This is a genomic window from Pedobacter sp. SYP-B3415 (genome assembly GCF_004138205.1).
Classification (GTDB): Bacteria; Bacteroidota; Bacteroidia; order Sphingobacteriales; family Sphingobacteriaceae; genus Pedobacter.
Genome location: NZ_RXNQ01000011.1, coordinates 118,413 through 143,588 on the forward strand (window position 1 = coordinate 118,413; position 25,176 = coordinate 143,588).

The following is a 25,176-nucleotide window of genomic DNA, read 5'->3' on the forward strand; positions in this document are numbered from 1 at the left end:
TAATAGATAACAGTCGACTATTTACAGGTAAGACAATCTGCAGGGTCGCAGGAAAAAAACAGTTCGCCGCAAAGGGGCATTTGATAATCGTACAACGCAGCGCTCTCGTTTTTAGCCAAAATATAGAAACCAGTGTAAACCAGCGATGTTAACTGATGCAGGAAGAAGATGTAATTACACTGTATTCCCGATTTTTATCAAAGAAAACATCATGGCTAAATCAAAAGAAAAAGACCCCTGTTGGTCGGGGTACCACAAGGAAGGTACAAAAAAGAAAAACGGAAAGACGGTAAACAATTGTGTAAAAGACGAGAAAAAGTCATCCAAGTAATTTACACCGGGCCGAATTTGTCTGGCAACCAGGCGGATGCAGATTGTAAATAACAGGCTTTGTTAAACAAAAGCAAAGCCCTATTGTTGCATGCTGGCAGGCACTCCTGGTTCCTGCACGCCAAACAATTTATAATCTGCCGCCCAAATGGAAAACTTCAATGGTATCAATCGTTTTTTAGAAACTTCGGATTTCTTTTATACCATAGCAGTGGCGATGGACAGCACATATTCTTATGTGAGTCCGAATTATGACCGCAATTTTGCTTTTCAGCGTGGAACATTGCTTGGAAAGGACTTCTTTGTAACGCTGCATCCTGACGATATCAAGATCTGTGCAGAAGTAGGACAGCAATGTTTCAGTGATCCCAGCAGGCTGTTTCCCGCTACGCTTAGAAAACATGACGGCCAGGGCGGTTATGTTGTGACCCAGTGGGAGATGCAGGCGTGTTTCGATAGGGACAATCAGCCAGCCGGCATTTTTTGTATCGGCTATAATATCACCGAATTCGTCGAGGTGCAGCACCGGCTTGACAAAGCATCTTCACAGTTAGACGAAATCGGATTTATTCAGTCGCACAAAGTGCGTAAGCCCCTGGCTAACATCTTGGCGTTAAGTGATTTGTTGTCAGAAAATAGCAGCAGTTCTGAACAAGCCGAATTTCTAAAACTTCTGAGGCAAAGTGCAGGCGAACTGGATCAGGTGATCCGGGAGATTTCGGGAAAAAGTGCTTGAGACTTGTTCCTGCGCGGATCTTGCTTTTTCATCCAACCAAACCGGAAGTTTACTATACTGATCAAACCAGAATGTACAATCCATCCGGCAGCTTATCGTGCTAAATTTACAGAAGCCATCTCAGAGAAGCTATTTCGTTACAGATTAATTCTTTTTTGCATTTTGCAGTTTGTAAAACCACCGGAGAAATGGCTTCAATGCATATGGTTGGACTTGGAATCTGCATCATCACCGTGATCGGACTTATGCTGTCCCCGTTACCTATATGATAGAAATTAAACGAAACGGTGGCTAAAGTGACCGAGCCGATCAAAGCAATGGTGAATTTTTTCGCTGCTGCATTTGTTGCACGTGAGCAGGCAAGGAATATGAGATCGTTTGTCATGGAGGAAGCTGACCATCGGCCGGGAAATCAGGCGATAGTGCGGAACTTTCTTTATCTGCGGGGAAACACTAAGCAGTCCGTATAAATTCGCCCTTACAAAGATTGATACCAATCTTCTTAGTTATGATCATCCTGATAGCTGCAGCAGTGCTGATCAAAACATCACTGACAGCAGTAATTGAAATACTTGAGCTACATGGACATTAGAATTTTAGAACATCTGGACATTGAAAGCGACCTCAATTGGGGAAGAAATGGCTACACAACAGACAAAATTCTTCAGGTTAGCTCAGCGGGCCTTCACGATTCTTTACAAATCACTTTAGAAGTTGTCGAAAAAAGCTACCAAAAAACCTGGACTTCTACTGCGGCCGAAGTTGAATCTCTGAATGCTCTAATAACCCAGGGCCACTCTTTTGGCGCCTATACGAATAATACGCTTGCCGGCCGGATTATTTGTGATTACAGAGCATGGAACAATAGCCTGTATATCGAAAGCATACTGATTTCAGAGCAGCAGCGCGGACAGGGGATTGGCACCGCTTTGATCGAAGCGGCTGTTCAGGAGGCCAGAAGAATCAATTGCAGGATTATTGAGTTGGAAACGCAGAATACCAATTATCCGGCAATCGTGTTTTATGAAAAGCAGGGTTTCCGCATCACCGGACTGAACCTGAGGTTATATAACGAGCCCGGCGAAATAGCAATCTACATGACGTTTGACCTCGCAGACAACATTTAGCATAAAAAATTATTTTCCTTCGGCTAACGACTTGATCTGATCGAGTGTTTCTTCCCAATTTTTGTCTGAATGTTCATACATCTGTGCAGTTGCGAGATTGCTGTGCCGTAAAATCAGCACTGTGCCATTACTTTCAGGACTTAGCTCAAACTCTATCTTTGAATAGTTCGATTGTTGATCAGGCAGTCCGGAAAACATGCTCCAGTATAAATACGCCAACTTTTTCTCAGGCTGAAACGCTAAAACCACACCCTTGTCCCTGATCAGTTTGCCGTTGTAGGTAAATGAGAACCTGATCGTGCTGTCTGGCTTCCAGTCACTTTCCACGTCGGCTCCAAGCCATTTTTTCTGGCTTTCTGGTTGCGTAAGCACTCGCCAGACAACGCCCGGCGCTGCAGAAATCATCCTGCTTTTTTTTATCACCCGGGTACTGTCGCCGGCTGTGGATTGAGCAGGCTGGCAATTTTGGCTGGCAGGACTGACAGGCAATGAAGTCTGATGATTCACGCCGGTCGCTGATCTGGCGCTGCGGCTGGCCTGTGTCCGCGCGTTCACATTTTTAAGGCCATCATGAAGCAATAAGCGTCCAGCATTGCCGCTTAACTGCGAGAGTCCGTTTAACGCGAGTTGGATTCCCATCCGGCTTTGAAAAAAAGGCAGCGCAGTCAGGGTAAAAAACAGGAGTGACAGGTGTTTCATAATACTTTTCGTTGATTAAATTTAGCAAATTCAGCAGGGTCATGGTAGCCAAAAATAACCAGCGCAGGATTTTCATAAATCAGCTTGCTGATCTTTCCAAGTGAATCAAGCCTCAAATTGTCATTCTCTGCACGCATGCGTGCGAGGTTCGTTACCGGATGCCGGGGATTCCGGAGCTCCTCCCGCAGATAGTACGCGTCTCCGACATAAAAAATGGATATTCCCGGCGTGCTTATCACCACACCGCAATGCCCGGCTGTATGGCCGAACAAGGGGACCAGGAACAGGTCCGGTTCCAGTGAAATGTCAAGTCGTCGCGCTTCCAGCCCCAACCAGGTATCCGGCACGGCTGCATATGTTCTGATAGGGGGCTGATGGGAAAGATGTGCCGGAAGGTAACGCAGATTCCCATGCTTAAAAGCCTCATATTCTTCCTCAGAGACATGCACAGTTGCCTGCGGAAAATCTGCAAGCCCGCCGGTGTGATCGGGATCGAGGTGCGACAAAACGATGTCTGTTACTTTTCCGGGATCCAGGCCGAGTGCCTCGATCTGCCGCTTCGCCGTCTGCTGCTCATCAAACCTGAAGCCAGTCAGCTCGATGAGTTGCCGGCCCATTCGCTCGTCAGGCCGCGCAGCATCCAGCAGGCCGGTCCCGGTATCGATCAATACAAGCCGGTCTGTATGTTCCAGGAGCATGCAATGGCCGACAGCAGCGCCGTAACCCGGCGACTGTATGTCTACGCAGTTGAGATGATGAATGGTAGTTGCCATAGCTATTCAGACAAATTACCGGAAGCATCTCATGAAAAAATAGGACGCGAGCGACTTTAATTAAGGCATTTAAAGATCCGGAGGGAATCTGCTGCGGTATGGTGGTCGGCCGGGGCTGCCAGCTGCGCAGATTTAGCAAATGCTTTCGGACTTAGTCCGGTAAACTGCCTGAACTCTTTCCCAAAGTGCGACTGATCCGTATAGTTCATAGACAGCGCTACATCATTGAGTTTTCGAAACTGGCGGTTTTTGATACGCAGCAGCGACTGCTGAAACTTGACAATGCGGATGTAGTGCTCCGGAGATACGCCCACATGTTGCCTGAACCTTCGCTGCAGCTGTCTTGTGCAGATATTTGCTTTATCTGCAAGAAAACCGGAACTGATTTCTGCGGGTTTGGCGCCGATCAGCCTGACACTGTGTTCTATAGTTTTGTCAAAGCCGCTTCGCTGCTGCAAGTGAAGCAGGCGGGCCGTGAAAATGTCGATAATTTCATAAGGGTCATGAGTGTTTATTAACTGTTCTTCCAGGCTTCGTGTAAAGAAGACTTCGGTACTAACCAATTTGTCGGTCAATTCGAATGAGTCTATAGAAAAGACACCTTTCAGCGCAGCCGGCTGCAGGTTCACACCAACAACGAAAGGTTTACCGATAATTTCATTCAGGCAAAACCCCGTACCTTGTCCGTATACGAACGAAACGGGAAGGGGAGATCCGGCCGGACCCAGAACAGCAGAATGTCCGTTATCATGCTGAAAAATCATGCCCGGAGCACCATCGGCAATGATGCGATAGGTTCCGGCCAGCTTTTCAGAATCACCGGTGCTGGAAAACCAAAAATTTTTTACAACAGCGTTGAGGCGTTGATCCGGCTGTACCGTTATAATCTTCATTTATTATCAGTTTTACAGGCCCCTCTGTAGAGCGCTAATATAGTTGTATTGCTTGTGCTTGCCAAGTGTACTTGATGCAATGATACCAGGCAGTGCGAAGTATGTGCGTTTTTGCGGGTCGGGGGTTTATTGCCCTGAATATTACCGGTTTTAATCAACCAATTGCGGGGTATGGCGTACCTGCGCCCCTTTCGCAAAGCGATTTCAGGCTTCCTAAAAACAGCGCCCAGGCATAACTGCAGGACGCAAATTCATTTGTATAAGCCTTCCACCCGCTATGCCGGAAAATCAGAATGGCTCCTTTTGCATGCGGTTCGATTTCGAAAGTAATGGTAGTGCCGATCCATTCTTCAAAAGCTTTGATACAAAGCCATTTTACCCTGCTATAAGCACGCAGCTCCAGGACCTGCATTTCCTTGTGATAATCGGGGCCAAATTCAAATTTTAAAATCGAGCCCGCTTCGGCCTTCGCGGTGGTATCCGGCGTCCACCAGCCCGCCAGGCCTTCCTGAGTGGTAACAGCCGCAAAAACCTTCTCAACAGGTACCCCGATAAGCAGCCGGTGGCAAATACTTTTGTTATCTGAGGTTTCAGTTGCCTGGTCTGTTGACTGCTGCGATTCTTTTTCTTCTGCCGGTGTAGGGCTGCCTTTTCCTTTGGTGATCAGGTCTTTCAGGCTGCTCTGAATATAATGTGTCCAGGCATCATGACAGATCTGGAAACATTCGTATGCGGGTACAAGGCCCTGGTGTGTAAACTTGAGGCGGGTCGATCCGTCCTGTTCGCTCAGCTCAAATATGATATGGGTGCCTGTCCACTCGGTTTCGTCCCTGGTAAATTTGAAATAATTGTCTTCCACATGCCATACCATGCGTTTGCCCGGGATCAGCTCTGCGATTTTCATTGTGGCGCGGTGAACATCCTGGTAGTGATAGGTAAAGCGGCTGCCTTGCTGGTTGGTCGCTCCTTCAATATTCTCTGACCACCAGCCACGTACATTGGTTACCGCATCAAAAACCGCCGATGCAGGTGCATTCACTTCAAATGTGGTTGTAAAATCCTGGTTATTCATATCCTTTATTTAGTTAACTGGTCAGTTCAGTATGACCGGAAGCAAAACTACATACACCTTAAGACCACGAAAGGGTGTTAAATAGACAACATAATGGGTTGATATGGACATTAACGATCATTAACTTTGGTTTTAAATAATTGATCACCTATAAGTTACGGCTTTGAAACACTTAACCATCCTGGTTCCTGATGCACATACATCCCTCAACACCTTTGCCTGCATTGTAGGGGCTTATGATATTTTTAAACGCGCCAATGAACTTTGGGCCAGTAAGGGCAGACAACAGGTTTTTAAAGTAAATCTGGCCGGCGTCTCTCCACAACCGGAGGTCGATAAAGGTATCGTAGCTATCAAACCTGAGACCCATATATCAGCAGTCCGCAAAACGAACCTGATCGTTATCCCTGCGATCAATCCGAATTTTATAGATCCGCATAATGAGAATGCTGAGCTGGTACAATGGATCCGCCAGCAATACAAAGGTGGTGCCGAGGTGGCCAGCATGTGTTCAGGCGCGCTGATCCTGGCATCGACAGGCCTGCTCGATGGGCAAAGCTGTTCGATCCACTGGAACACCGCCGACCGTTTGCGGGAACTGTTTCCGAAGGTTATCGTTAAATCAGAACAACTGATTACTGATGCGAACGGCATCTATACCAATGGCGGCGGGTATTCATTTCTTAACCTCATTCTTTACCTGATCGAGAAATATTATGACCGCGAAACTGCTATCTATTGTTCAAAGGTCTATCAGATCGAGATAGACAGGCAAAGGCAGTCGGCGTTTACCATTTTTACTGGGCAAAAATCCCATGGTGATGAGCTGGTCATGAAGGCACAGCATTTCATTGAGCAGAACTTTCAGGAAAAGATCACCGTACAGAACCTTTCTGAAAAATTCGCCGTAGGGAGGCGGAATTTTGACCGGCGGTTTATAAAAGCGACGGGCAATACACCTGTTGAATACCTGCAGCGCGTCAAGATCGAGTCTGCGAAAAAATCTCTTGAAACAACCAGGAAAACAATCAATGAGGTCATGTACGAAGTGGGCTATTCTGACGTGAAGGCCTTTCGTGAAGTATTCAGGAAAATTACCGGCATGTCTCCGCTTGAATACAAAGGGAAGTACAATAAAGAAGCGCAGAAGGCCTATTACCAGGACAATTGACTTCCACGCTAACAGATTTTGGAAAGACAGCAGGTTAACCCATTTCAGGTCAACCTGCTGCCTTCCGGTGTCAAAGCCTCAGTTTGATGCCGCCGTTCATAACAAAACCGTCAACAGGGGCATAGATGTCTCTGAAAACCGGGTTATTTAGCGGACCCGTATAAATGGTATCAAAGCGGGTCTGGCTGGTATTAGTGAAATTTTCGAAGTTGAGGAAAATGGAGAAACGCTCCCAGAGTTTTTCGATCATAAAACCAGTGGTCCAGTAGCTGCGCCCAGTCAGTCCGTCGTTCAGTTGCTGTTTACTAAAGTAATATGCTTCAGCACCAATTTTCCATTTGTCTTCCAGTTCATACATCAGCACGTTATTCAGGCGGTGCCGCGATACCAGTGGATAGGTGTTATTTACGCTACCCGCGTGATATTTGACATCCGCAAACGTATACCCTACAAAAAGTTTGAAATCACTAAAGGTAATTTTAACATTGCTCTCCATCCCGCGCGTATCGATGTGTGCGTTTGGCTGGACGTACTGCAGGTTGCCATCCGCCGCAGGCGAAAGTAAGATGGGTTTGTTAATACGGGTGTAGAAAAATAATTGGTTGATGCTGAGACCCACGGCTCCGTTAAAAAAGCTGGTGCGGTAATTCAGGTCGTAATTAAGCCCCGCTGAACGTTCGGCCGCTGTGGCAGATACATCGATTGGCTGGACGTTTCTAAACTGGATGCGCTCAGCATCTTCTGTAAATACGGTTGGCGCCTTGTAACCGAGACCGCCGCCAAGCCTTGTCGATACGTGTTCGCTGATCTTCCAGAGCGCAGACAGCCGGGGCAGCACGAACACACCATACGCATTATGGTAGTCAGCGCGGATACCCGATTCAATGCTTACCGGAGGTACCACAGTCCATGTATTCTGGACAAAGGCGCCTACCGTGCTGTAGCTGTAACTTCTAACGGCGGCGCTGCTGTTATGGTCTTCTTTGAAGTCTTCGGTAACGAAATTAAGGCCGGTAACCCAGTCAGCCTTTTCACCATTGCGGTTATATGTGGCCTCACTGAAAGTCGAAATCTGAACGCCTGAAAAAAGATAGTCGCGCAGGCCGATGCTCCTGTCAAAATAGCCCGCTGAGTTACGCAGCACAAACGTTTCACGCTCAGAAAGTCGGTGACGCAGCTCAAGCTGTGAGTTATACCGTCCCGTAATGTTTTTTTCAAAATAGGCATCCGGCTGGCTTGCTTTACCTTGCACATAACTTATATTTCCGCCGGTTCTTTTTTCGGTTGTTGCGGTAATGCCGGCAACAAGATCGGTAGAGGGACTGAGCGCAAGGAATAGTTTCGGATTGAGCGTGAACCGGTCAAACTCAGGTATAGCGGTAAGGCCGGTATGGAAGGGATCGTAGGCAGTACCCTTGTTGTATGCGCCATAAACAGTAAGCCCTGCCTTTTTAAACTGTTCTGCATAAAACATACTTGCATCCAGTCCCAGGGCCGAGGTGCCGTTGAGCATGACGTTAAGCTGCCGTTCGGCGGCCGGCTTTTTTGATACGAGGTTAACAAGTCCGGCAATGGCCCCGCCGCCGTAAAGTGTCGAAGCGGAACCCTTAACAACTTCGACCTGCTGGAGGTCAAGCGGAGCAATCTGAAGCAGACCGAGCCCACCTGAGAAGCCTGAGTACAGCGGGAACCCATCCCGGATAATTTGCGTATAACGGCCGTCAAGCCCCTGAATTCTGATGCTCGAATTTGCGCTTGTGGCAGAAGTCTGCTGGGTTTGTATACCCGTGCTTTCAGCGAGCACCATACGGATATCGCCGGGTTTCATATTGCTTTTTTCGTCAAGCTCTTCGCCGGCAATCACCTCAACGCGGGTTGGAATGTTGTCTATAGTACGGCTGCTGCGTGTAGCAGATACCACCACCTCATCAAGGTCCTCGTGTGATTCTGCTGGCAGGAGGTAAACAATGCGGATCGAGTCGACGGGCAGCGGCATGGTCACCGTGTCGACTTTTGTTTCATAGCCCAGATACGTGTAGCGAAACATGCGGATACCAGGGGGTACATTGCTGATCGTGATCCGGCCAAGGCTGTCTGCCTGCGTACCGATGCGGGCCGGGATGAGCATAACGGAGGCACCAGCCAGCGGCTGGTCTGTTTTTGCGTCTTTAACGACGGCTTTGTATGTGTTCTGGGCAAATGCGCCTGCTGCAAATAAAAGCAGTACGGCGGCCCCGATCAATTTTTTCATGTGGTTGTGCAATCATGTAATTTTAAATAAATAATGGTCTGAAGACCAGGTCTGAAAATTACACCAACTGCGGCGGCTGCCAGATTGCCAGCGAGACCAGGGGCAGGGTAGAGGGAATATAACCAGCGCCATGTTGCATGAGTTCGGGCTGGAAAAGCGGATGAAGATTTAATGTAGCGGAAAACAGTAAACCGGCACCCGAACAACATACATAAAATGGTGAGCAGGTACTGCAGCAATCTGCGCTTTGCTCGTTACAGCCATTCGTCTTGCTGATCCGGGTTTCATGCACATGATAGTCAGGCTCTTCCAGGGCACAGCAGGGTGTTACGGTCAGCACCACAACGATCAACGAAAGGAAAAGCGCCAGGAATTTCACAAGGCAAAGATATAAAATTGGCGGTATACCGTTTTGCAGACAGCTCAATAGAAATAAGGATTTATTTCTGGACCGGACATATGGCCGAAGCAAATGCAGCCAAAAGCGATATCATTATCAAAATTAACGCAGTACTTGCATTCCATGGCATAGCGATTCCCTTTCCAAAGCGCGACATTCAGGTTACCCGTTCCGCTAAACCGTTATGAGGGAATAATTGCAAGGCTATTTTTTACTGAGCAGCTTTTTTAGCGTATCCGCATTTTTTATGGCGTAGGTATGAATGTCGTTATTAAAAAAGGCCCAGACCTGGTGGCCGTCCTGCTGCCAGGAATGGATCTTCTCGGCATAACCCCCGAGTGTTTTTTTGCTGTAAGATGAGTCGTATAGTTTCGACGGACCATGAAACCGGAGGTAGATATCTTTAGCTGTAACTTCTTCATGATAGGGATAAAGACCCGATTGCGCAATGACAAGGGTTACACCCGAGGTTTTCATCATCGAGATGCTTTCTGCCGAAAACCAGCTGGGGTGTCTGACTTCCATAGCAAAACGGTATGCGCTGTAACGCTTCTCAAGGATGCCGTAGAACCTCTCAACCGTTTCGGGTTTGAATGAGAGGTTGTCTGGCAACTGAATAAGGACCGGACCGGTAAATTCAGCCATGCGATCGATAACGCCAAAAAACCGCTCAAGCGGCTCTTCAGGATCGTTGAGTTTCTTCATGTGCGACAAGAACCGGCTCATTTTTGGGCAGATTTTAAAGCCGGGAGGAAACTCGGTCATCCACTTTTCAATGGTGCCTGGCAGCGGAATGCGATAGAAACTGGTGTTCAGTTCGACGGCATTGTAACGTTCCGCGTAATATGTAAGATGTCTTCGTGCAGCGAGTTTTTCGGGATAGAAGCTGCCCCGCCAATGTTTATAACTCCAGCCCGAAGTGCCGATATAGACGCTGCCTGCTTTCATGGGCCGGCGAAGCACTACCGCCTGGAACTATAATCGGTGAGCAAATAATTGGCTGCTGCCATTGCTAAAAAACCGAGATGAAAGGCTAATGTTTTTTTATTATTCCTGATCATCGGCGTAGCGGTCAGTAGGGCTAAACCTGCCAGAAATCCTATGTCTGCCTTTTGATGGTTCCGGAAGTCGATTTTTTTTGCCAGACCAACGGGTGTGTCAGAACATGCATTTACACCTAAAAATCCGGAACCAAGCCCGAGATAAGTCTGGGTTGCCTGCTTTGGAAGTCCAAGTGCTATGGGTGCCAGCAATTGAATACCCGAGAAAACGTAGTCTACGATTCCATGGTTTTTTGCGTTGAGTTGTTTTTTCATAGCCGTATGTTTCTATATGCCGGAAGACCAGCCGGTATTTTCATTGCCTACCGGAAAGTCTACCAGACATCTTTATTACTCATTTGCAGCATTTCGGTCACATAAAGACCAAGCTCATCATTTTTAGGTTTACTTTTAATGTATTCATCTAGCCCGCGCAGCCAGTCTGAGATGGCGGTTTCAGGACTGTCTCCAAAACCAGCGATACCCGTTTCTTTGTCGGGCCCGAGTACGCAGCAAAATCTTCCTTCTTCTTTAAAAACGAGTGGTTGTAATTCTCTTGCTTTGATATTCATATCTTCTGCCTGGAAATCAATCAGCACCTTTGCGTCTTCGGGAACATTCATTTGTTTCATGATCATCTGCTTTCAACATGCAACAGCTGATTTTCCCCTGTTGTTTAGCGGAGTTTGATTTTTTGGGTAAGGTTTCGGCCGGCTTTTCCCGTTGCTTTCCCTGTTTTTTAGTTCAGTATTTCGCCTGGATCAGGTTTCTTTTGATAAACTGTACCATGCGGCCGGTATTTGAAAAACTTACCTTTGTAGCAGAAAGCCGGGAGATGTCAGGTGTCAACAGCAACAGACATAAACGGCAGCTATCATAAAAAATCTGATGTACCTTTCTGATCTGATCATAACCGGGCAACCGCAAATTTCTCTCGATGAACTTTTCCTGGACCCACTGGCCAGGGATGCCATCAATCAACTTCTTAAAGAACACAATTATATTGATGAACTGAGGCGCTATGCCTTACCTGTCAACAATAAGATACTTCTTTACGGCAGTTCGGGCTGTGGGAAAACAACAACTGCCAAAGCCATGGCGGCAGCCCTGGGAAAAAGCATTTATGTGCTTAATTTAAGTAATGTGGTTTGCGCCCGTATTGGTGAAACCGGTCAAAATCTGAAAATGGTCTTTGATAAGGCCGCAAGAGAGAAAGCAGTCTTATTTCTTGATGAATTTGATCAAATCGGTAAGGAGCGGAGCGCTGATGATAAAGATTCGGGCGAAATGCGCAGGCTTGTAAATACACTCATTCAATTGATTGATTATTTTCCCGAACAGGCGCTGCTCGTTGTCGCAACTAATCACCCGGACCTGATTGACCCGGCGCTGGTAAGACGCTTTCAGCTGCGTCTCGGCTATACAATGCCATCGAAGGAAGTTCTCGATAATTATTACGATTCCTTACTTGATCGTTTTCCGGCAGAATTAAAAGCAGTAGAACGCCGGTACGCTATTTCGTTTGCCGAGGCAAAAGACAGCGTTTTAACTGCAGTAAAAGCGAAACTGATTGCGAGGTTGGAGAAACAGGCCGAAGCTTGTGAATGATGAATAATGATATCCGGACCAATATAGAGTCAATCTTAAACAGAATTGCTTGCGCATGCGACAGAGCAGGGCGATCGCAAAATGAGGTGCAACTGCTTCTGGCCACAAAAACAGTAAGTGAAGCGCGCATCCTCATGGCGTTAAATGCAGGATGTACTTTAATAGCAGAAAACAGAGTTCAGGAGCTTAAAGAAAAACACCATGCCCTGTCTGCTATCGCGCATACCCGTCATTTTATAGGCCACCTGCAGACAAACAAAGTAAAAGAGCTGCTGAAGTATGACGTTGCGTGTCTGCAATCTCTTGACAGGTTGGAGCTTGCCCAAAAACTCGACGAACGCCTGGCCACAGCCGGACGTACAATGGATGTGCTGATCCAGGTGAACACTTCAAACGAAAAAAGTAAGTTTGGTGTGCAACCAAAGCGCGCGCTCGAGCTTGTCAATGATGTGGCGCAGCTAAAGCAGTTAAAAATAAGGGGCCTGATGACAATTGGTGTTTTCAGCAGCGACGCTCATCAGGTGCGCCAATGCTTCCGGTTGCTAAAATCGCTTCAGGAAACTATCAGACAGGCAGGTATCCAGGGTGTGGTCATGAAAGAACTGTCTATGGGAATGAGTGGCGATCTTGAGATTGCCGTTGAAGAAGGGGCCACAATTGTAAGGGTGGGGACAGCTGTTTTTGGCAAACGGACTACAGAAGACAGTTATTATTGGAATGAAAACAAATAACAGCCAGTAAGGAAGAAAAAGAATTGGTTTTCAATTATGAGAGTACATTATCTGCAGCATGTAGCCTTTGAGGGGCCGGGGTATATAAACGCGTGGTTAGACGTGAAAGGCTTCCCCGTTTCCGCTACTCATTTTTATAAAGAGGATTTTCGATTGCCCTCAGTCGCTGACATCGATGCCCTGATTATTATGGGGGGACCTATGGGTGTATATGACGAAGAAAGGTATCCCTGGCTAAAAGTGGAAAAGGCTTTTGTCTGTGAATGTATCAGGCTAGGCAAAGCAGTGCTGGGCATCTGTCTTGGGGCACAATTGCTTGCAGCGTGTCTTGGTGCAGCGGTTACATCGGCCGAACACAAAGAAATCGGCTGGTACAAGATATTTCCAACCCGCGAATGCCGTAACATAACGTGGTTTTATGAGTTGTTTGCCGACAACCCCACTGTATTTCACTGGCACGGAGATCAATTCGCCATCCCTGCAGGCAGCCACAATCTTTTAGTGTCTGACGCAAATAAAAATCAGGCGTTTCTCTATAAAGATCATGTGTTGGGTTTGCAGTTTCATCTCGAAACTGAAGAAGCAAGTATTGCAGGCATGCTGGATCATTGTGCGGGCGACTTTGACAAATCAGCATTTGTGCAAAGCCCTGAATTTATACGCACACAAACTGGTAACGCGGTGGCAACCAATATCCTGATGCGCAAATTACTTGAGAAGTTTTTCCTGAACGCATAGGACTTGCTTCAGTCACTGACATTTAATACTCAGGGTTGTGCGATTGTGCTGTTGCAAGACAAACATTGGTCGGCTATACAGGTTTGTAATACAAAACTTTTAGACCATAACATGAAAATACAACTTAACATTCTTGCAATCGCACTGGCGGCGACACTGGCTTCCTGCACAGGTTCCGGTGATAAAGGTCAGACAGATTCCCTGGCTGCCGATACAACAATGGCCGATACAGCTTCGACTCCTGCTGTGCTTAAACCAAAAGGGCCGAAACCGGCATGGGGTAATAACCTGACACCCGAAATGCAGGTGGTGCTTGAAAAGCTTGCCAGTTATGGCGATCAACCCATACCTACGCTCACGCCCGCCGGGGCACGCAAGAATCACACACCAACAGATGCCGTGATGGATGTGATGAAGGAAAATAATATACCTATGCCGCCATCAAAGGTCGATACGACTGGTAAATCTATCGCGGTTACGGGCGGAAGCATTCACCTGCGCATGTATAGGCCAAAAGATGCGTCCGGCACCCTGCCCGTTATTGTTTATTACCATGGTGGCGGTTTTGTTATCGCAGATCTTGATGTCTATGATGCCGCACCGCGGGTACTTGCTGAAAAGACAGGTGCCGTTGTTGTATCGGTCGCTTACCGGCTTGCACCCGAACATAAATTCCCAACTGCGCATGAAGATGCCTTTGCGGCCTACCAATGGGTTGTTAAAAACGCAGCCAGCATAAACGGTGATCCGAAAAAAATAGCCGTAGCCGGAGAAAGTGCGGGCGGCAATCTGGCAGTCAATATGGCGATGATGGCACGCGACAAACGGGTACAACTGCCTGTGGCGGTCCTGGCGGTATACCCGGTTGCGGGCTCAGACATGACCACCCCGTCTTATCAGAAAAATGCGGCGTCAAAACCTCTCGATAAACCAATGATGGAGTGGTTCGTAAAACATTATCTGAATAACATGGGCGAAGGAAAAGATCCCCGCATTAACCTGGTGGCTGCCAACCTGAAAAACCTGCCACCCGTTACCATCATTACCGCAGAATATGATCCGCTGCAGAGCGAGGGCCAGTTGCTGGCTAAAAAACTTGAATCGGCAGGTGTAACGGTAGACAGCAGAAACTACAATGGGGTTACACATGAGTTCTTCGGAATGGGTACGGTACTCCCCGAAGCACGTCAGGCGAATGACTATGCCGCATCAGCGCTCAAAAAAGCTTTTGCCCAGTAGATCATAGCTATTTATTGTTGCAAACCCGGAAGATGAAAAATCCTCCGGGTTTTTTTTTGTACCTGAGCATATGGTCCGGGTGTCTGGTCTGATCAGAAGGGACGCCATGACGGGCGTTCGCACCTATGGCCTGTTGGTTGACCCATTTACTTCTTATTTTTCCTAAGTGTCTCTAAACTGGTTGTTCGCTGACCAATGCTATGCAGGCAAGACTTTAAATATTTTCTGTTTGATAAAATACAAGGCCGGTTTGCACCTAAGAAACTGGCGTCTGCACGTGAACCCCGAGGCTAAAAAAAAGATTTTGATTTAAAAAATTACTCTGACAATGCGCTGATACCGTGTAAACAGACACTGTCTGACTTCGCCAATTTCTGCCGGAGAGGAAAGGTCCCTGGTCTATAATGCAGGGTTGTGAATCTATCTGAGAAACCATACACCACATTTTTCCCGCTTTTGTATAAATCGTTTTACGTTCCTGCGCAACTAAGTGTGAAAAATACACAACTTGATTCACAACAAACTGTAAATCAGATGCTTTTGCGTTTTTTGACTTACCTTAGTTGATATTATTAATGACCTATTTATTCCGCTTAATCTAAATTTCTATATGAAACCGTTTGCGCTTATTAAATGTATCTTTTGGTTAATTTTTTTAACATCGTGCGGTCCGAGTCGCAATTTGGTTTATTTCAGCGATCTAAAATCGTCGGGTGTAAATGCTACTCAGATACGTAATGAGATCGAACCGAAGATCATGAAAAACGACCTGCTTGCGGTCATAATTACCACCAGCAGCAACGAGTCGAACATGCTTTTTGCAGCGAACGCAGCAACGTTAAGTCCGAATGGGATGTATGAGCGCGAAGGTTTCCGGGTAGATAAAAACGGCAACATCAAACTTCCGGTTGTCGGAAACATCAGGCTGGAAGGGCTGTCTACAAGCGAGGCGCAAAAGACCCTGGAAAAAGCAATTGACCGGTTTGTTAAAAATCCGATCGTTACCGTTAAATACATGAATTTTCGTGTTACCGTTATCGGGGAGGTTGCCCATCCGGCCACGTTTACTGTTTCGAACGATAAGATCAGTGTGCTTGAAGCGTTGGGCATGGCAGGGGATATGACACCTTATGGCAAACGGGAAAATGTGCTTATTATCAGAGAGAATGACGGTCAGCGCACCACGACCCGCATCAACCTTAATCATAAAGACGTACTTAACTCACCCTACTTCTACCTACAGCAAAACGACGTCGTTTACGTGGAACCGGACAAAGCAAAGGCTATTGAGTACAGCCGCAGTACGCGGTCTCTCCCTGTGGTTGTTGCTGTCATTTCAGGCATTGCCGTCCTGGCAACAGCCCTGCTTAACCGTCTATAACATTCAATTATCATAATCATTAAACGTAATGGCATTCCAACAACAACACCGGGCTCACAAGCAGGACCTGCGTACGCAAGTGTTTAAATACCTCACTCATTGGCGGCTGTTCCTTATCTGCATGGTATTGGGTCTCGCTGGTTCATATATCTATATGCAGGTAACCGTTCCGCAATACAAGATCAAAAGTACTTTATTGGTACTGGAAGATACCAAGGGCGATGGTATGCTGAAGGGAACGGCGTTCAGCGATCTGAACATGTTCAAGTCAACGAGCACGGTAGACAATGAGATGGAGGTGATCCGTTCGCGGGACCTCCTTTATAAAGTGCTGGACAGCCTTTCTTTGCAGACTACTTATTTTACCAAACCGCTGTTTATAAAGAAAGAGGTTTACGGCGCCAGGGTTCCGCTGCGGGTGGAAACCGGCAAACTTACCGAGGAAGCGTATAAAACCGAGTTGAAGGTTGAAGTGATTGACAGCACACGCTTTCGGTTAAGGGATAAAGACTATGCCGGCGTGTATCGGTTCGGCGAACTGGTCAACCGGCCCGCTTATGAGTTTCGTGTCTTCAAAACCGCGGCCTTCCGAACAAACAGCCCCGACCTGTATATTCATTTCTCAGATCTGGAGGCACTTGCCGAGGCTTATAGCATGAGCAAACTCGTTGTACTGCCCGTTGTAAAAGATGCCAATACGATTGTGCTGAGCCTTGTAGATGCGCTGCCGCAGCGCGGTTTAGACATCCTGAACACACTTATCGGCATGTATAACCGGGAGAATGTGCAGAAGCGTAACCTGATTGCGCTAAACACCATCCGATTTATCGATAAAAAACTGGCATTCCTGTCAGGCGATCTCTCAGGCGTCGAAGCTGACGTTGAAAGTTACAAACGCTCAAACCGGATCACGGAGCTGAGCGCCGATGCACAGCAGAGTCTTGCCTCATCGGGAGACTACAGCCAGCAGCTGGCCGCGACCGAAGTACAGCTTGAGCTCGTACAGTCCCTGTTGTCTTACCTGGCATCTTCAGGCAATTCATATACAACGGTTCCGACCACACTCGGCCTAAAGGACCCCATTCTGCTCAGCCTGATGGAAAAGTATAACAGTTTACAGGTAGAAAAGGAGCGGCTGCTCCGCACAAATCGTGTAGACAACCCGCTTGTGGTAAACATTACCGAGCAGCTTGCCGGACTGAAAAGAAACCTTGCTGAGAATCTGCAGGTCATCCGAAAAGGACTTGTCCTTGAGCGCAACGGTTTTCAGCGTAAGTCCCGGCAGTTTGAGGCGCAGCTGAACAATGTGCCCGTTGTAGAGCGTGGATTGCTCGAAAGAAGCCGGGTACAGGGTGTTAAGACCAGTATTTATCATTACCTGTTGCAAAAGCGGGAAGAGACAGAATTGTCGTTGTCTGCAACCATACCAACTTCGCAACTTATTGACCGTCCGGCGTATAGTGCTATACCGGTTAAACCCCGGGGGCAGCTGGTCTATCTGCTGGGGCTCATGATCGGTGTGGCTGCGCCGTTTTCCTTCATCCAGCTGCGGTCGCGCTTCAATACAAAAGTTTCGGGATTCACCGATGTTGAAGCGGTGTCTGGTAATGTAAGGATACTTGGCGAGCTCACGCATAAGGCTATTGCGGGTCCGATCGTGGTACATCGGGATAAAACGACTACCATTTCGGAACTTTTCCGGTATATACGCAACAACCTGCAGTTTTTAAATGGCAACAATCTGAACCAGGTGCTCCTGGTCACCTCCTGCTCAAAAGGAGAAGGGAAAACCTTCTTCTCCGTGAACCTGGGTATCACCCTTTCGCTGGTCGATAAGAAGGTGGTATTGCTTGAGTTTGATCTTCGTAAGCCCGATCTGCTGAAAGATATTAAAATGGCCAACGAGTACGGGCTGTCAGACTATCTGTCAGGTGCTCGGTTAGCCGTGAAAGATATTGTCAAGCCTGTTAGCGGCTCGCCCAACCTGTGGGCGATTGGCTGCGGCAAAATACCCAGAAACCCTTCAGAGCTGCTGCTTAGCGGGCGCCTTGACGAACTTTTTGACGAGCTGAGGCAGGAGTTTGATTATATCATCGTCGATACATCGCCTGTAGGGCTGGTCTCAGATGCCTTCTCACTAGCAGGATATGCAGACGCGAGCATTTATGTAGTGCGCTACAATTATACAAACTTATCAGATCTGGCTGTGCTGGAGGATATCTATGCGAATGACCGCCTGAAAAACCCTATGGTCGTCTTCAACGACGCCAAAAAAGAAAACCGCGTATCGCGCTACGGCCATTACGGCTACAACTAACATCGGGCAGAACGATCTGCCTGCTGTGAACCTGAATTACAGAGGGGCCCGCCGTTTTATAGCGGCGCATCCCTGAGCATACAACCTGACGCTGCTTTGGCAGCCATATAACCCTAAGCCACACCATTGACCGGTGTGCACCACCAATACCCTTTGCCTGGGGCAAAAAAAACAAAAAAATACTCATGTAAGTGAGGTGGCGAAGCCGTATCCGGCCGCGCCGGATCATCAAATTAATCTGACCTGAAATGACAAACTCACTGCCTCCGGCATCTTCAGCCGCCGCCAAGAACTGGTATGTTGTGTACACCTGGCCACGTTGGGAAAAAAAAGTTACAAGATCGTTCGAAATGCATGGCATTACAACCTATTGCCCGCTTCGAAAGGTAAAAAACCAGTGGGCAGACCGCGTAAAAGAAGTAGAATTACCGCTTTTTCCGAGTTACGTATTCATCCACATCAGCATGAAAGAAGAGCTGAAGGTAAGAAGCACGCTGGGTGTGGTAAACTTCGTCTACCATGTCGGGAAGCCGGCAAAGGTATCTGAAGAGGTGATCGAACAGGTGAGACATTACCTCAGGAAGTTTCCCGAAGCAGAGGTTGTTTCTTACCAGGTTTTCGGTGCAGGTGACCGTGTTCGTGTTAAATCCGGCCTGATGACGGATAAAGAGGGAGAGGTGATCCGTATCCAGGGCAAACACGTTCTCGTTGTGATTGATAGTTTATCATGTGCGCTGGTCTCGAAGTTGCCAGCTTCATCGCTTGCACTTGTGTAGCAGTGGCTTTAATTCAAGTATTGCCCGGCAATCTTCCAGAAAATGAGCTTAAAAGAAAAGACCCTTGCTGCCCTGGCCTGGGCGTTCAGTCAGCAGATCAGTGCGCAGGTCATTAACCTGGTTGTCAATATTTTACTGGCACGCATGCTGATGCCGGCCGCCTTTGGTATGATAGCCATGTTAACGGTCTTTATACAGGTGGCAACCAGTTTATTAGATAGTGGACTCACGTCATCGTTGATCAGGGATACAGATGCCGGACAGGATGATTACTCTACAGTCTTTTTCTTTAACCTGGGCGGCGGAATTATCGCCTATTCGTTTGTCTTCATGATAGCTCCGGCCGTTCAGGATTTTTACCACCAGGCTGGTCTGGCCGATGTGCTTAGGGTTTATGCGCTCGTTTTTGTGATCAACGCCCTGTTCAGCGTACAGAATGCCCGGCTGACCGCACAGATGAATTTCAAAATCCAACTGCTGATGCATATCCCCTCTGTAGCAGGGGCAGGTCTGCTCGGTTTGCTGTTGGCGTATCTCGGATTTGGTGTCTGGAGCCTTGTCTGGATGAACCTGTTTCTCGCGCTGTCGCTGGCCGTGCTTCACTGGACTTTTTCCGCCTGGCGCCCGTCCTGGGTTTTCAGCATGGCATGTTTCAGAAAACACTTCAGGTTCGGCTACAAAATGACCCTGACCGGCTTGCTCGAAATTCTTTACCGGAATTTATACGTGCTTCTGATCGGAAAGTATTACAGCGCTGCGCAACTCGGTTATTATGCGCGGGCCGATTCACTTAGCCAGCTGCCTGTTGTAACCGTTTCTACGGTAATCGGGAAAGTTACCTATCCCATGTTTTCAGGTATTCAATCTGATAACCTGCGTCTGAAGCAATTGTACCGGAAGATCATGCAACAGGTCCTTTTTTGGAACGCGCCGGTACTGATCTGCCTTACGCTGATTGCCGAGCCCTTGCTTGTATTACTTCTCACAGAGAAGTGGTTGCCGGCCGTACCATACTTTCAAATCCTGGCCCTGGCCGGGATTATGTACCCGCTGCATGCCTATAACCTGAATATTCTGAAGGTAAAGGGAAGAAGCGATTTGATTCTCCGGCTGGAAGTCATTAAAAAACTGGTATCGGTGGGTGGTATTGCCGTGGCACTTCCATTCGGTATTTATGGCCTGCTGTTTTTTCAGCTTGCATTCAGCTTTCTCGGCTACGGGATAAATTCCATGTACAGCGGGCGGCTTATCGGTTATCCGGCCAAAGAACAGATCGCAGATATGCTGCCGTCATTTGCTTCTTCAGGGCTTAGTGCGGCCGTCTGCATGCTGGCCGCACCCTACATGTATCCGCAACTGAGCGGTTCGCCGATGCTCCATATCATCTATACCGCAAGCCTGTTTTTTCTCGCTTACGGAGTGGTCAGCGCCGCATTCAGAGTACAGCCCGCTATTGATCTGAAAAACCTAATCTTAAAAAAATGATACCCGTAACCAAGCCATTTTTGCCTGATATGCAGGCTTATCATGCCTATATGGGCAGTATCTGGGAGCGCCAGTGGTTAACCAATAACGGGCCGCTGGTCAATGAGCTGGAGCTGAAGCTAAAGTCCTACCTCGGGTTAGAACACCTGCTGTTTGTGAGCAACGGGACAATCGCCCTTCAAATGGCGATCAGGGCATTAGAACTGACCGGTGAAATCATTACTACGCCGTTCTCATTCGTAGCCACAACAAACAGTATTATTTGGGAAGGCTGCAAACCGGTCTTTACCGATATAGATGCTGAGACCTTCAATATTGATCCGGCTAAAATTGAAGCCGCTATCACGCCACGAACCTCGGCCATTCTTGCCACGCATGTATACGGCAATCCCTGCGATATCGATGCGATCCAGAACATTGCCGACCGCCACAACCTGAAGGTAATTTATGATGCTGCTCATTGTTTTGGAACAAAGTTCAGGGGCAGGTCTGTCTTTTCGTATGGAGATATCAGCATTACCAGCTTTCACGCTACCAAACTGTTTCATACTACAGAGGGCGGGGCTGTGTTTACAAATGATCCTGACCTGCTGAAAAAACTTTCGCTGCTCAGAAATTTCGGGCACAATGGCACTGAAGATTTCGCAAGCCTTGGTATTAACGGGAAAAACAGCGAATTCCACGCGGCAATGGGACTATGCAACCTGCAGCACGTTGATGAAATACTCGACAAAAGAAGACTGCTGTCATTCTACTACTGGCGCAAACTGGCCGAACTGCCGTTGAAATATCCCAAACTGAATGCTGATCTGGATTATAATTATGCTTATTTCCCGGTGTTGTTCGACTCCCGCGAGCTGATGCTGAAGTGCCTGAAATCGCTTGAAAATGAAAAGATCTATTGCCGAAGATACTTCTACCCGGCACTGCACACGCTTGCACATGTAGAAGCCGGCCGGCTGCCCGTATGTGAATCGGTTGCCGAGCGCATACTCTGCCTGCCTATGTACCATTCGTTAACCAGCAGTGATCTCGATCTGATTACCCGTATCATTCATCGCGTGCGTAACTACGAAATGGATAGCCAGGAAACCCGGCCATTAACCGTAGGCGCAGGCAATCTTGAAGCGCTTTCTGAAGATATTTTTTAGCCATGCAGCATAGTTTGAATACTCCTGGTGTGAGCATTTGCTGCCTCACATATAACCATGAACCGTACATTGCGCAGGCAATTGAAGGTTTTCTGATGCAGCAGACCAGCTTTGCATTTGAGATCCTGGTTGGCGATGACCTGTCTACAGATGGCACCACCCAGATTCTGCGCAGGTATGCTGAACAGCACCCGGAAAAGATCAGGCTGTTTGCGCGCGAACAGAACCTTGGTGCGGTGGAAAACCACCTACGGCTTATTGCTGAAGCAAAAGGACGCTATATCGCCATGTGCGACGGAGACGATTTCTGGACCGACCCGCTCAAATTACAAAAGCAGGTCGGTTACCTCGATACCCATCCCGAAGCCGTTATCTGCTGTCACTATACCCGCGTTATCGATCATCATGGCAAACTGGTATACGTGAACGCTGATCCGGTTCCATTCGATTTTACCTATCAGAATATTCTGATGGGCGAACGCGAAGAAACGCGAATGTCTACGCTGATGGTGCGCAACATTCCTGAAATCAGGAGCATTGCGAACCAGCCCTGGTATCACAAAGGCTGGGGCTCAGATACGCTTTTTAAGCTCTACGCCACCAGCCGCACAGGTCTGAAGCTCCATGTGCTGCCGGAAGTGATGGCAACCTACCGCTGGCATCCCGGCGGTGTCTGGAGCATGATTGATTCGCGCCTCAGAAAACACCGGATGGTCAATGATTTCAACATCATGATACACAACTTCAGCTATCCCGCCAGAATGAAATATCGGCTGCTCGCCTTTTACCTGAGGCGGTATTTCCTGTTCGACATCAGATACTTCAAGTTAAAAAGGGCGCTTACCACACTTGTTAAATTGGTCTGATGGCTGCGCTTAATATTGCCTTCGTCATCAACAGTCTGGGTGGGGGCGGCGCTGAAAGGGTGGTGGCCAGGCTGAGCAGTCACCTTGCCGCGCAAGGATTTGGTGTGCTGATCATTTGCCTGAATAAGGCTGAGACTGCGTATCCGCTGCATCCGGCCGTGCGGGTAAAAACCCTGGTTGACCGCAAAAAACACGAAGGTCTGGTACGCCGTGCCTGGTATGCCTGGTTAACATTCTCCCGCCTTGGCACTGCACTTAAAGAAGCAAAACTAGCATGTGTTATCGCGTTTATGACCAGCGCAAACATATGGACGGCCCTGGCGGCTAAAAGGCACCGCATTCCGTACATCGTCTCAGAGCGCAACGCCCCCGAATATGGGGTGAGCGAATTAAACAGGCTGGCACTCAGGGTATGTGCAAAGCTTTACCAGCAGGCAGATGCGGTCGTGCTCCCATCAGCAGGCATCGCCGAAGGTTTGAAAAGACAGAGTGCATTTGCAGGTCTTGCAAACTATGTAGTGATCAATAATCCGGTAGACCGGCAAATCAGTTACCCTGTGGCAGCAGTCCACCCGGAACCTTTCATCCTCGCCGTGGGGCGGCTCAATTACCAGAAAGGTTTTGACCGGCTGATTGATGCCTACAGCAAGCTTGGAGCAGGTGCCCCCGACCTGCTTATTGCGGGCGAAGGAGGGGAGCGGGCGGCACTGACAGAACAGATCAGTCGCCTGGGCCTTATGGGCCGTGTCGTTCTGCTCGGCCCGGTTAAGGAACTGCAGGGCTATTACCTTCAGGCCCGGCTCTTTGTGCTGTCATCGCGCAACGAGGGTTATCCGAACGCACTGATCGAAGCCATGAGCTGCGGTTGCGCATGTATTGCTGCCGACTGCGAGTTCGGTCCCGCCGAAATCATTAAAACAGGAGAAAATGGCCTGTTAGTGAGAAACGGCGATCAAAATGCCCTCGTTAACGCCATGCGATTGCTTCTGAAAGATGAAGGCCTTCGTAAAAAAATCGGCCGTCAGGCAGCTGCCATAGCAGAATCAAATTCTATAGAAAAAATTTCCCATCGCTGGGTCACCCTGCTGAATCATTCAGCACGTCGTGTGAACCGGACCGATTCCAGTAAAGTAATTTAAAAACATTGATATGAATATCTCATTTTCACCCCCCTTCATTGATCAGCAGGTAATCGATGAGGTACTCGACACGTTGAACAATAACTGGATCACCACCGGTCCGAAGGTGAAAGCGCTCGAGTCTGAAATAATCAAACTGACGGGTTCGCAGGCAGCCATTTGTGTCAACTCCTGGACTTCAGGAGCGATCATGATGCTGAACTGGTTTGGCGTGGGACCAGGGGATGAGGTCATTTTGCCCGCCTACTCATACTGTGCAACCGCCCTTTGTGTGCTGCATTGCGGCGCCACACCGGTAATGGTAGACATTCTGGACGACCTGACCATAAACCCCGAGGCAATTTCTGAAAAGATAACCAGCCGCACCAAGGCCATTATTGCCGTTGATATAGCGGGGCTCCCCTGTCATTATAACCGGCTGAATGCACTTGTGCACAGCGAGGCAATGTCGTCGCGGTTTATACCCGAAAACCCGAAACAGGCAGCGCTGGGCAGAATCCTGCTCATCAGCGATGCAGCCCATTCTATAGGCGCACTGTACGATGGTGAGCCGGCAGCCAGAAAAAGTGATGTTACGATCTTTTCGTTTCATGCCGTGAAAAACGTAACCACTGGTGAAGGGGGCTGTATCTGTCTGAACCTGCCCGAGTCATTTAACGTTCCCGAAGAATTCAGTTACCTGAAAATGCTTTGTCTGAATGGCCAGAGTAAAGATGCCTTTACCAAATCGCAGGGTGCCAGCTGGAAATATGACATCATGTTTAAGGGTTTTAAAATGAATATGCCCGACATCTGCGCAGCCATTGGCCTGGCCCAGCTCAGGCAATACTCGGGTGAGCTTTTGCCGCGCCGTAAAGCCATTTATCTGAAATATCTGGATGCCTTTCAACATCAGGACTGGTGCATTGCGCCGCTGTTTTCAGATCATATCCGGCAATCGTCGTGTCACCTGTTTGCCCTGCGTATCAGCGGAATAACCGAAGAACAGCGGGATGAAGTTATCGCTGAGCTGGCCGCCGCCGGCATACAGGCTAATGTCCATTTTATCCCTATGCCAATGCTGACGTATTTTAAGACGCTGGGCTACCATATCTCAGATTTCCCTAAAAGTCTTAAACATTTCTCCTGTGAAATCTCCCTGCCGATCTATCCGCAGCTGCGTGACGAAGAGACAGACTTTATTATCAGCCAGGTTCTTGATGCCGTTAACCGGAAGGTGGCCCTGCGCGAAGTCCCGGTTTTAAGTGCCTGAC

Annotated in this window: 26 protein-coding genes; 16 read left to right on the forward strand and 10 right to left on the reverse strand. The window is 48.1% G+C overall.

Annotation, left to right across the window (positions count from 1 at the left end; genetic code table 11):
• The first annotated feature begins 478 nt into the window (after positions 1 to 478).
• Entirely contained in the window at positions 479 to 1,066 is a 588-nt protein-coding gene (locus EJV45_RS06475; RefSeq protein ID WP_129714853.1) for a histidine kinase dimerization/phospho-acceptor domain-containing protein, read from the forward strand.
• A gap of 106 nt (positions 1,067 to 1,172) precedes the next feature.
• Here EJV45_RS06475 and EJV45_RS06480 read toward each other — a convergent pair whose 3' ends face one another.
• Positions 1,173 to 1,451: a hypothetical protein gene (locus tag EJV45_RS06480; RefSeq protein WP_129714854.1), complete on the reverse strand. Its 279-nt coding sequence runs from the start codon at positions 1,449 to 1,451 to the stop codon at positions 1,173 to 1,175.
• Positions 1,452 to 1,647: 196 nt separating this feature from the next.
• Between EJV45_RS06480 and EJV45_RS06485 the strand changes: the two genes are divergently transcribed.
• Positions 1,648 to 2,193 carry an N-acetyltransferase gene (locus EJV45_RS06485; RefSeq protein ID WP_129714855.1) on the forward strand — a complete coding sequence of 182 codons (546 nt, stop codon included), beginning with the start codon at positions 1,648 to 1,650 and terminating at the stop codon, positions 2,191 to 2,193.
• A gap of 9 nt (positions 2,194 to 2,202) precedes the next feature.
• Here EJV45_RS06485 and EJV45_RS06490 read toward each other — a convergent pair whose 3' ends face one another.
• The 4 genes from EJV45_RS06490 to EJV45_RS06505 all read right to left on the reverse strand — a co-directional run bounded on the left by EJV45_RS06490 (position 2,203) and on the right by EJV45_RS06505 (position 5,630).
• On the reverse strand, positions 2,203 to 2,892 hold the full coding sequence (locus EJV45_RS06490) for an SRPBCC family protein (RefSeq protein WP_129714856.1): 690 nt from the start codon (positions 2,890 to 2,892) through the stop codon (positions 2,203 to 2,205).
• Complete coding sequence (locus EJV45_RS06495; protein WP_129714857.1) at positions 2,889 to 3,665, reverse strand: MBL fold metallo-hydrolase; 777 nt, start codon at positions 3,663 to 3,665, stop codon at positions 2,889 to 2,891. The genes EJV45_RS06490 and EJV45_RS06495 overlap by 4 nt, the downstream gene beginning before the upstream one ends.
• A 56-nt stretch (positions 3,666 to 3,721) precedes the next feature.
• On the reverse strand, positions 3,722 to 4,558 hold the full coding sequence (locus EJV45_RS06500) for an AraC family transcriptional regulator (protein WP_129714858.1): 837 nt from the start codon (positions 4,556 to 4,558) through the stop codon (positions 3,722 to 3,724).
• Positions 4,559 to 4,712: 154 nt separating this feature from the next.
• Entirely contained in the window at positions 4,713 to 5,630 is a 918-nt protein-coding gene (locus tag EJV45_RS06505; protein WP_129714859.1) for an SRPBCC domain-containing protein, read from the reverse strand.
• Between the two features lie 163 nt (positions 5,631 to 5,793).
• On the opposite strand from EJV45_RS06505, the gene EJV45_RS06510 reads away from it, so the two are divergent.
• On the forward strand, positions 5,794 to 6,801 hold the full coding sequence (locus EJV45_RS06510; protein ID WP_129714860.1) for a GlxA family transcriptional regulator: 1,008 nt from the start codon (positions 5,794 to 5,796) through the stop codon (positions 6,799 to 6,801).
• 70 nt (positions 6,802 to 6,871) lie between these two features.
• Here the strand turns inward: EJV45_RS06510 and EJV45_RS06515 are convergent, their stop codons facing one another.
• Positions 6,872 to 9,052: a TonB-dependent receptor gene (locus EJV45_RS06515; protein ID WP_129714861.1), complete on the reverse strand. Its 2,181-nt coding sequence runs from the start codon at positions 9,050 to 9,052 to the stop codon at positions 6,872 to 6,874.
• A 58-nt stretch (positions 9,053 to 9,110) separates the two neighbouring features.
• Complete coding sequence (locus tag EJV45_RS06520; protein ID WP_129714862.1) at positions 9,111 to 9,431, reverse strand: hypothetical protein; 321 nt, start codon at positions 9,429 to 9,431, stop codon at positions 9,111 to 9,113.
• Here EJV45_RS06520 and EJV45_RS19730 point away from each other — a divergent pair.
• Positions 9,377 to 9,640 (forward strand): hypothetical protein, encoded by a 264-nt coding sequence (locus EJV45_RS19730; RefSeq protein WP_370291217.1) that lies wholly within the window; start codon positions 9,377 to 9,379, stop codon positions 9,638 to 9,640. The genes EJV45_RS06520 and EJV45_RS19730 overlap by 55 nt on opposite strands.
• 16 nt (positions 9,641 to 9,656) lie before the next feature.
• Here the strand turns inward: EJV45_RS19730 and EJV45_RS06525 are convergent, their stop codons facing one another.
• Genes EJV45_RS06525 through EJV45_RS06535 form a run of 3 tightly spaced genes read right to left on the reverse strand, consistent with a single transcriptional unit; the run spans position 9,657 to position 11,124 of the window.
• Complete coding sequence (locus tag EJV45_RS06525; RefSeq protein WP_129714863.1) at positions 9,657 to 10,400, reverse strand: DUF72 domain-containing protein; 744 nt, start codon at positions 10,398 to 10,400, stop codon at positions 9,657 to 9,659.
• A 14-nt stretch (positions 10,401 to 10,414) separates the two neighbouring features.
• On the reverse strand, positions 10,415 to 10,768 hold the full coding sequence (locus tag EJV45_RS06530) for a hypothetical protein (RefSeq protein WP_129714864.1): 354 nt from the start codon (positions 10,766 to 10,768) through the stop codon (positions 10,415 to 10,417).
• Between the two features lie 59 nt (positions 10,769 to 10,827).
• Positions 10,828 to 11,124 carry a hypothetical protein gene (locus EJV45_RS06535; RefSeq protein ID WP_129714865.1) on the reverse strand — a complete coding sequence of 99 codons (297 nt, stop codon included), beginning with the start codon at positions 11,122 to 11,124 and terminating at the stop codon, positions 10,828 to 10,830.
• A 256-nt stretch (positions 11,125 to 11,380) separates the two neighbouring features.
• Here EJV45_RS06535 and EJV45_RS06540 point away from each other — a divergent pair, with 256 nt between their 5' ends.
• From EJV45_RS06540 to EJV45_RS06595, 12 genes are all read left to right on the forward strand, one after another.
• Complete coding sequence (locus tag EJV45_RS06540; protein WP_129714866.1) at positions 11,381 to 12,100, forward strand: AAA family ATPase; 720 nt, start codon at positions 11,381 to 11,383, stop codon at positions 12,098 to 12,100.
• Positions 12,100 to 12,831 carry a YggS family pyridoxal phosphate-dependent enzyme gene (locus EJV45_RS06545; protein WP_129715065.1) on the forward strand — a complete coding sequence of 244 codons (732 nt, stop codon included), beginning with the start codon at positions 12,100 to 12,102 and terminating at the stop codon, positions 12,829 to 12,831. Before EJV45_RS06540 ends, EJV45_RS06545 begins: the two co-directional genes overlap by 1 nt.
• A gap of 36 nt (positions 12,832 to 12,867) precedes the next feature.
• The gene (locus EJV45_RS06550; RefSeq protein ID WP_129714867.1) at positions 12,868 to 13,569 is read left to right on the forward strand and encodes a type 1 glutamine amidotransferase; all 702 of its coding nucleotides are present in this window, start codon (positions 12,868 to 12,870) and stop codon (positions 13,567 to 13,569) included.
• 111 nt (positions 13,570 to 13,680) lie between these two features.
• Positions 13,681 to 14,808 carry an alpha/beta hydrolase gene (locus EJV45_RS06555; protein ID WP_129714868.1) on the forward strand — a complete coding sequence of 376 codons (1,128 nt, stop codon included), beginning with the start codon at positions 13,681 to 13,683 and terminating at the stop codon, positions 14,806 to 14,808.
• Between the two features lie 757 nt (positions 14,809 to 15,565).
• Complete coding sequence (locus EJV45_RS06560; protein ID WP_240755217.1) at positions 15,566 to 16,189, forward strand: polysaccharide biosynthesis/export family protein; 624 nt, start codon at positions 15,566 to 15,568, stop codon at positions 16,187 to 16,189.
• A 28-nt stretch (positions 16,190 to 16,217) separates the two neighbouring features.
• Entirely contained in the window at positions 16,218 to 18,506 is a 2,289-nt protein-coding gene (locus tag EJV45_RS06565) for a tyrosine-protein kinase family protein (RefSeq protein WP_129714870.1), read from the forward strand.
• Between the two features lie 248 nt (positions 18,507 to 18,754).
• Entirely contained in the window at positions 18,755 to 19,282 is a 528-nt protein-coding gene (locus EJV45_RS06570; RefSeq protein ID WP_129714871.1) for a UpxY family transcription antiterminator, read from the forward strand.
• Between the two features lie 42 nt (positions 19,283 to 19,324).
• Positions 19,325 to 20,767, forward strand: coding sequence for a lipopolysaccharide biosynthesis protein (locus EJV45_RS06575; RefSeq protein WP_129714872.1), 1,443 nt, complete (start codon positions 19,325 to 19,327; stop codon positions 20,765 to 20,767).
• Entirely contained in the window at positions 20,764 to 21,918 is a 1,155-nt protein-coding gene (locus EJV45_RS06580) for a DegT/DnrJ/EryC1/StrS aminotransferase family protein (protein WP_129714873.1), read from the forward strand. The genes EJV45_RS06575 and EJV45_RS06580 overlap by 4 nt, the downstream gene beginning before the upstream one ends.
• Positions 21,919 to 21,920: 2 nt before the next feature.
• Positions 21,921 to 22,784 (forward strand): glycosyltransferase, encoded by an 864-nt coding sequence (locus EJV45_RS06585; protein ID WP_129714874.1) that lies wholly within the window; start codon positions 21,921 to 21,923, stop codon positions 22,782 to 22,784.
• On the forward strand, positions 22,784 to 23,923 hold the full coding sequence (locus EJV45_RS06590) for a glycosyltransferase family 4 protein (RefSeq protein WP_129714875.1): 1,140 nt from the start codon (positions 22,784 to 22,786) through the stop codon (positions 23,921 to 23,923). Before EJV45_RS06585 ends, EJV45_RS06590 begins: the two co-directional genes overlap by 1 nt.
• A gap of 10 nt (positions 23,924 to 23,933) precedes the next feature.
• Entirely contained in the window at positions 23,934 to 25,175 is a 1,242-nt protein-coding gene (locus tag EJV45_RS06595) for a DegT/DnrJ/EryC1/StrS aminotransferase family protein (RefSeq protein WP_129714876.1), read from the forward strand.
• Position 25,176 lies beyond the last annotated feature (1 nt).